At 26.4% G+C, this 6,712-nt stretch carries 7 protein-coding genes; 3 read left to right on the plus strand and 4 right to left on the minus strand.

The window, feature by feature from the left end; genetic code table 4:
• Nucleotides 1–152: 152 nt before the first annotated feature.
• Both ACWXVS_RS03130 and ACWXVS_RS03135 read right to left on the minus strand, forming a co-directional pair.
• Nucleotides 153–605 carry a hypothetical protein gene (locus ACWXVS_RS03130; RefSeq protein ID WP_455995038.1) on the minus strand — a complete coding sequence of 151 codons (453 nt, stop codon included), beginning with the start codon at nt 603–605 and terminating at the stop codon, nt 153–155.
• Between the two features lie 145 nt (nt 606–750).
• Nucleotides 751–1,140 carry a hypothetical protein gene (locus ACWXVS_RS03135; protein WP_455995041.1) on the minus strand — a complete coding sequence of 130 codons (390 nt, stop codon included), beginning with the start codon at nt 1,138–1,140 and terminating at the stop codon, nt 751–753.
• 976 nt (nt 1,141–2,116) lie between these two features.
• On the opposite strand from ACWXVS_RS03135, the gene ACWXVS_RS03140 reads away from it, so the two are divergent.
• The 3 genes from ACWXVS_RS03140 (at nt 2,117) to ACWXVS_RS03150 (ending at nt 5,051) form a co-directional block, all read left to right on the plus strand.
• The gene (locus ACWXVS_RS03140; RefSeq protein WP_455995044.1) at nt 2,117–2,959 is read left to right on the plus strand and encodes a hypothetical protein; all 843 of its coding nucleotides are present in this window, start codon (nt 2,117–2,119) and stop codon (nt 2,957–2,959) included.
• Nucleotides 2,923–3,813 carry a hypothetical protein gene (locus ACWXVS_RS03145; protein ID WP_455995047.1) on the plus strand — a complete coding sequence of 297 codons (891 nt, stop codon included), beginning with the start codon at nt 2,923–2,925 and terminating at the stop codon, nt 3,811–3,813. Before ACWXVS_RS03140 ends, ACWXVS_RS03145 begins: the two co-directional genes overlap by 37 nt.
• A gap of 152 nt (nt 3,814–3,965) precedes the next feature.
• Complete coding sequence (locus ACWXVS_RS03150) at nt 3,966–5,051, plus strand: M42 family metallopeptidase (protein WP_438340671.1); 1,086 nt, start codon at nt 3,966–3,968, stop codon at nt 5,049–5,051.
• A gap of 194 nt (nt 5,052–5,245) precedes the next feature.
• Here ACWXVS_RS03150 and ACWXVS_RS03155 read toward each other — a convergent pair whose 3' ends face one another.
• Both ACWXVS_RS03155 and ACWXVS_RS03160 read right to left on the minus strand, forming a co-directional pair.
• Nucleotides 5,246–5,761, minus strand: coding sequence for a transposase (locus ACWXVS_RS03155; RefSeq protein WP_455995049.1), 516 nt, complete (start codon nt 5,759–5,761; stop codon nt 5,246–5,248).
• Nucleotides 5,762–6,272: 511 nt separating this feature from the next.
• Nucleotides 6,273–6,437, minus strand: coding sequence for a hypothetical protein (locus tag ACWXVS_RS03160; protein WP_455995052.1), 165 nt, complete (start codon nt 6,435–6,437; stop codon nt 6,273–6,275).
• Between the last annotated feature and the right edge of the window lie 275 nt (nt 6,438–6,712).

Raw genomic sequence — 6,712 nt, forward strand, 5'->3', positions numbered from 1 at the left:
TTTTTTTTTTTTTTTGTTTTGGCAAAATTTGTGTCTAATAAGGCAAAAAATAGGTTAGCAAATCATCCTAAATATCACAAAAGCACAAGAAGTTAAACCTAAAATAACTCCTCGTGCTTTATTAGATTGATTATAAATTTCAATATTTTATTTTAGTTTTTTATCGATCTTGGTTCAAATATAATGATTGGACCCTTACCTTCTATTCCTTTTAAGAATAAATTGGCAAGCTCTGTAAAATCTATAGGTTGTTTTTCAGCTTCTGTTTTCTTTAAGTTTGGAGACATCATTTGTGATTTTGAATCTTGTTTAGAATTATCTTTGCCTTCCTCATCATCAGAAATCCAGGGAACATTATGATCAGGCAATTCTTGTCATGGTCTCCCTTCTGATTTGGAAACAATTAAATCCTTATTATTATCATCAATAGAAAAGTCAAAATTTTGATTCTTTCCATCATCTTTTTTAGGGTCATAAGTTTTTTTATCAAAACTTTTTTCGCTTTCTGTTTTAATCTTCATATTTTCATCATTTGTAAAACTTAATTCACCTGGTTCATCATCTTCATCTCAAGGTTCATTATAGTCTGGTTCATTATTTTGCATTGAAATAACACCTAAATCTGTATAACCATCATCAAGAAAATCAAATCCGTGTTTGCCATCATCCTTAGTTCTGTCGTATTCTTTATATAAATTCTTGTAATAAAAATTATCAATTACATTCTTAATTTCTTCATTAGTTGGGTCACTAAAATCAATTTCAATTTTTGGTGCTTCATTTTTTTATATTATTTATAAGATTATTGTTAGTATTAATTGAATCAACTGAGTCTAGTTTAATTGCATTCTTAATTAATAGATCTTTAATTGGTTTATTTTGTTTTATTAAGTCTGTAAGAACTTCTTTTGAATGATGTTTCTTTAAATCTTCATAAACAATTTTAATATTATCGCCAAACTGTTGATTTTTATCTTTATTTGGAGTTTCTGGCTTCTTTGTTTCTGGGTTTTCTGGTTTCTTTGGTTCCGCTGGTTTTTCTGGTTTTTCCGGTTTAGCAGGATTTGCACATGATAGAGCTATAACTGGTGTTGCCAAAACAGGTAAAAATCCTAGAAAAAGTAATTTGCTTTTTTTCATTTTTCTCCTTAAAATTTTCTGAATTCAGGCTATTCCCAAACATTTTTTAATTATGTCTAGAAGAATTGGCGCAAGTCATAATTATAATTTATTTTTTTTTTTTTTTGTTTTTGGTTAAAAAAGATAATTTAAACTGGTTTGAGAATAAACTATATCTAAACCTATTACTTCAATTTCAATTAAAATTAAGAAGAAAAAATAAAGATAGATATTTAAAAACCATATATTAAGGTACAATTGATAACATAATATTTTTTTATAATTTAATTCTTTCTTCGTCATTAAGGTTTTTAAAATAATTATTTTCTTAATTGATTAATTTTCTATCATGTTTATCGGCCTTCGTGATTTACTTAAAGACCATCCACAAGAAATGTTTATTTAAGACACTATAACAAAATTTAACATTGCCTTTAGATTCTTTTTTCATTTTTTCCTATATGAATTTCTAAAACTTGTTAAATTATTAGTTTTTAATCTATAAATGATTTTTTATTTGTTTCATTGGTTCATCTAATTTAGCAAGATTTGAATAAGTTTAGTTAATAATTAATTTGCTAGAATAACAAAACAAAAAAATTAGTATAGTTTTATACATTATTTTAGCTCAAAGACATATTTTGAGACAATTAAGCAAGCTAGGATTGCTAAATAAACAAAAATATATTTAATTATTTTTCAAGACATTTAAACTGAGCACAAATGCAAAAAAACACAAAAGTAAACATAATCAATGATCCATCTTTTATTTTTGGAAGTAATTTAAAAATTAAATAATTTAAACTAAAAAAACCTATGCTAATTAAGTTTATGCTTTTTGCAACAACCATGCATTGTTATCAATTTAATGTAAGCAAAAAAGCTTTATATTATTACTAATTGCTTTTTTAGTTACTATTAACCCTATTTACCTAGGAAAATAGTGATAATGTAATATAATATTTTTATTAATAAAACCTAATACTAAGGAGAAAATATGCGAAAAATAAGTTGATTTTTCTTAGGTCTTTTACCAACAATAGCAACCGCAGCAGTTGCATTTTCATGTGTAAATACAAAAACACATAATATACCAAACCCAAAACCTAGCCCTGATAAAATATCTGATACTCCTAAGAAAAAACCTAAAGTTAAAGAACAAAAAAATGATTTACAATCAGTTTATGAAACTATTAAAAGTATTCTACCAAAGGATACTCTAAATGATATTAGACATAAAAATAAACATATTAAAAATTTATTGATTGGAAATTTATTACCAAAAGATCTGATCCCTGATCTTCCAAAGGATCAAGACACTAGCTCAAATATTTTGAATGGTTTTAAAGGACCAAAATTTGAAATTGATTTTAATGACCCAACTAATGAATTAATCAAAAAAACAATTGATAATTTATACTACAAACAATGATATAAATACTATGATAAATCCAAAGATGACGGAAAACAACATGCTTTTGATTTTCCACTAGAAGATGACTATATCGAAAATGAGTTAGATATATTCCCATCAAATGAACCTGAATCAAGCGAACCATGAGAAACCTATGAACCAGAGCATAATAGTCCTTGAGAGTGAGATGAAGGCGCTGATGAGGTCTCTCCAAATGAACCAGAGCATAATGAACCTTGAATTTCTGATGATGAAGAAGGATTGAGTAGTCCTGCTGCATTAGCAACTAAACTTATTAAATCTGTAAAAGGCGAATCAAATATAATTTATGATATGAATGATAATTTGGTTCCGCTATCTAATCTAAAATCACCTAACAAAAAAAAAAATTGGTTGATGAAATTAAAGAAGAATTTAGAAATTTAATTAGTACTGAAACACAAAAAATAAATCCTGTATATGATAATAAAATTTTTGGAAAAGATGTATCTAAAACAACTACTGACATTAAAAATCATTTTGAAAAATTAATAAATGATAGCACAACCGTTGGTCAAGTGTTGGAATATATTAGTACAGTAAAAAAATATGTCAAAACCGAAATAATGCTAGCAAACATGTATAAACCTTTTAAAGATTTTGGAAATAGTTTTAATGTTAGTGAAAATAAAATATTAACGCCTGCAGACCTAAAAGGAATTAATTTTAATAAAAATGGACTAGTCAATTATCGTGAAAATGCTTTTCAAATTTTAAGAAAAAATAATGAATTTGGTGAATGACTAAAAAAACCAAACCATAATTTTTACACTAAAACTAATGGCTATGTGGAAAAAATGCAAAATTTTGTAAATCAAATAAATGAAGCATATCAACTTAAAGTTGAAGCAACAAAATCAAGACACCTTTTAGGCATAGACAAATTAAGTGATATATCACAAAAATACACGGAACAACAAGTTATTGACACTCTTAATAATAAAACAAATAAGCCAAGTGAATTAACAAAAGAAATGGTTGATAATGCATTATTTGGTAGATTATTTGACAAGAAAATTCACAATGTTTTCTTAAAAAAAGGTGGAATAATTGATTACACAAGCCCTAGTGGCTTCACAACAGTTGAATTTTTAGGCAGAACTCATGATAAAAATAGCAAAGTTGATAAATTAGTCCTTTTTGTAGTTTACAAATTCGATAACAAGAGTAAAGAAAAAAATTTCAAAATTACTTTTACAAACTATTCAAAACAACAAAGCTATATTGAATTTAAAAAATAATAATTTAACACTAGCAACGCTTGCTAGTGTTTTTTTATCAAAACATAAAGATAAACTATACAAAATTGAAGGGTCACATATCGATTATTAAAACTTAGTTATTTTGATAAAATTTATATATTATTTTTATATTTAAAGAGGTTTATAAATTTATGGATAAAAATGAGTTATTCAAACAAAGATTAATTAAATACATGGAAATTGAGGCTATGTCGCGTTATGAAGAGCCTGTGGTTAATGAGTTGAAAAAATCACTAGGAAATAAAAAATTTGAGATTAGTAGAGATAACCTTGGATCAGTTATATTTAGAAAGAAATCAAAAAATCCTAATGCGCCAAAAGTTATGATTGCTGCGCATATGGATGAAGTAGGGTTTCTAGTTAGAAACATAGATAAAAAGGGACAACTTTATTTATCTCCTGTTGGAGGTATTTGACCATCAACAGTAATTGGGACAAAAGCAAAATTAGTAACAGAGGAAGGCAAAACCTTTAATGGCGTTTTTGGTCACACAAGCATACACATTATGCAAGAAAATGAAATTTCAAAAGCAATTTCTAATAATGAAATTTATGCTGATTTTGGTTTTAAATCAGATGAAGATGCTAAAGAACAAGGAGTTGGCGTAGGCGACTTAGTATACATGTCAGGTGAAACTATACTATTTAATGATCCTAATTTATTGGGCGGAAAAGCAATGGATAATAGAGCTGGTATAACTGTTCTAGAATACGTTGCTAATGCCATCAACGATAAAGATCTTGATGTTGATCTCTACTTAGTTGGCACAGTGCAAGAAGAGGTAGGAACAAGAGGGGCTAGAACTAGTGTTTCATTAATTAAGCCAAACATAGCAATTGCTCTTGATACATGCGCATCACATGACACCCCTAACACAATCCCAGGAAATACTTTATTATACAAGGGTGCTGCTCTAAGAATAAAGGATCGTGGTACAATGATGGACCCCAAATTAGTTAAAGAATTTCAAAACATATCAAAAAAATATAACATACCTACATATAAATTTGTTGCAATGGGAGGAGGAACAGATGCTCATGAACTTCAATTTGCTCATGGTGGTGCAGCGACTCTAACCATTTCTTTACCACAAAGATATTTACATAGCCCTATAGGTGTTTGTGCAATTTCAGACTTAATTGCTGCCGGAGATTTATTAATTAATTTTCTTCAGGACTTTAATTTAGAAAAATGAGAGGATATCAAATACAAGTAAGAAATATCAAAAGCACATAAATAAAATCGTGTTTAAACTAGTAATATAGTAAATTTTGCGTCAATTTATCTCCTGCTTACTTTTTGAGTAAGAGATTTGAGAATAGCAATCACACAAATCTAAATTTATTAGACAAAAATAACCAGAATTATCAAGCACGTCTTGATAATTTTTCTTATTTATTTCATAAGAAATTATTTTGCTTTCTTCATCCACTTTAAAATCAAAATAATTTCCATATGTTTATAAATATCTTCATTTAAGTATTCAATATTTTCAAGTTGTTTTGATAATATATTTAACGTATTATATTTTTCAACTTCTAATGATGCTTTTTGTTCATTATAAAACATATAAATAAAATACTTGTTTGTTGAATTTGTAAAAGCTTGCTCGTATGTTTTTCAAGCAAAAACTTTGTGTTCAAAAATTAAATTTTCAGCATTTTTATATATTTTATCTTTGTTTTTATTTAATAAACTACTTAATCTTTTGTTATAAGTTTCTGCCATAATTATAAAGTCAATGTTTTCAGAAGTAATATTTTCAATATTGTCCTTTGAAAAATAACCCCGATCCAATACTAAAGTTGCTGATTTATAACGCAAATTTAAAACTTTATCAATCATTTTTTTGTAGTAACTTACACCAGTAACTGATTTGGGATATAAATCATAAAAAATTGGTAACCAGTCTTTGGATCTAAACAATACGATAAGTTTATTTATGGCAGTCCTTCATCAACCTTTGGCTTTCCATATTCAGCATGTTTCATGTTTTTTGAGCTTATATTAAAGTTCGTTGAATCGACAGATAAATATGCGTCATCCGAATATTCTAAATATGTTCTTAATTGTTTTGATCATCTATAATTAAATTCAAGTATTTTTTTGTTGTTATATCTTTATGCAAAAGCATTGATATCGTTTTGAAGGAATTGAAAACAAACCAGAAAAAATTTTATATGCCACTTTTCAAATAATTGCGAAGCCGTAGATTCTTCATCAATATAATAAAATGTCAATGCCTTTATTAATTCGCTTTTTGTGTTAAAAATATTTTTTTAATTGTTCATCTATATATAAATCTTTAAAAATTCTAGTTATTGCCAAATATTGCCCGATAGAAACAACGGATGATATTTTTTTATCATCTTCTATGATTGTTATTTTTGTGTCTGGAAAAATTAAAAAATACTTATCGTTTGGTATTAATAAATTGTTATTTTTTTGGATCTATTTTCCCAATATTAACTCTCTTATCGATATTATATTTTTTATCTTTTTTATATTTTGTTCCTGCGACATAATATACATATTTATTATCATCTTTTCTTATAATTTGAACCTTTTTAGGAATCTTTACTCTTTGATCTTTTATTATCATTTTTACATCATTTTATTTAGTTTATTTATAACTAAATAAAAATACTTTTCGAGCTAGAAATGTAAAAAATGCTGATTTTTTCAAATTTAATTCTTTTTTGTTTTTTGCTTGAGTTTTATAAAATAATTTACAAAATTACTTCAAGTTTAGGGTAAAAAGTATAATAAAAAAAGCCAAGACTGGCTTTTTGTTCCCTGAAAACTGAATATCGACTTTTTTGTTTTAGATAACTTCTATAGAATCACTATTAAACCAATCAATTTATTAGTACTGGT

Source organism: Mycoplasma sp. 327 (assembly GCF_053851655.1).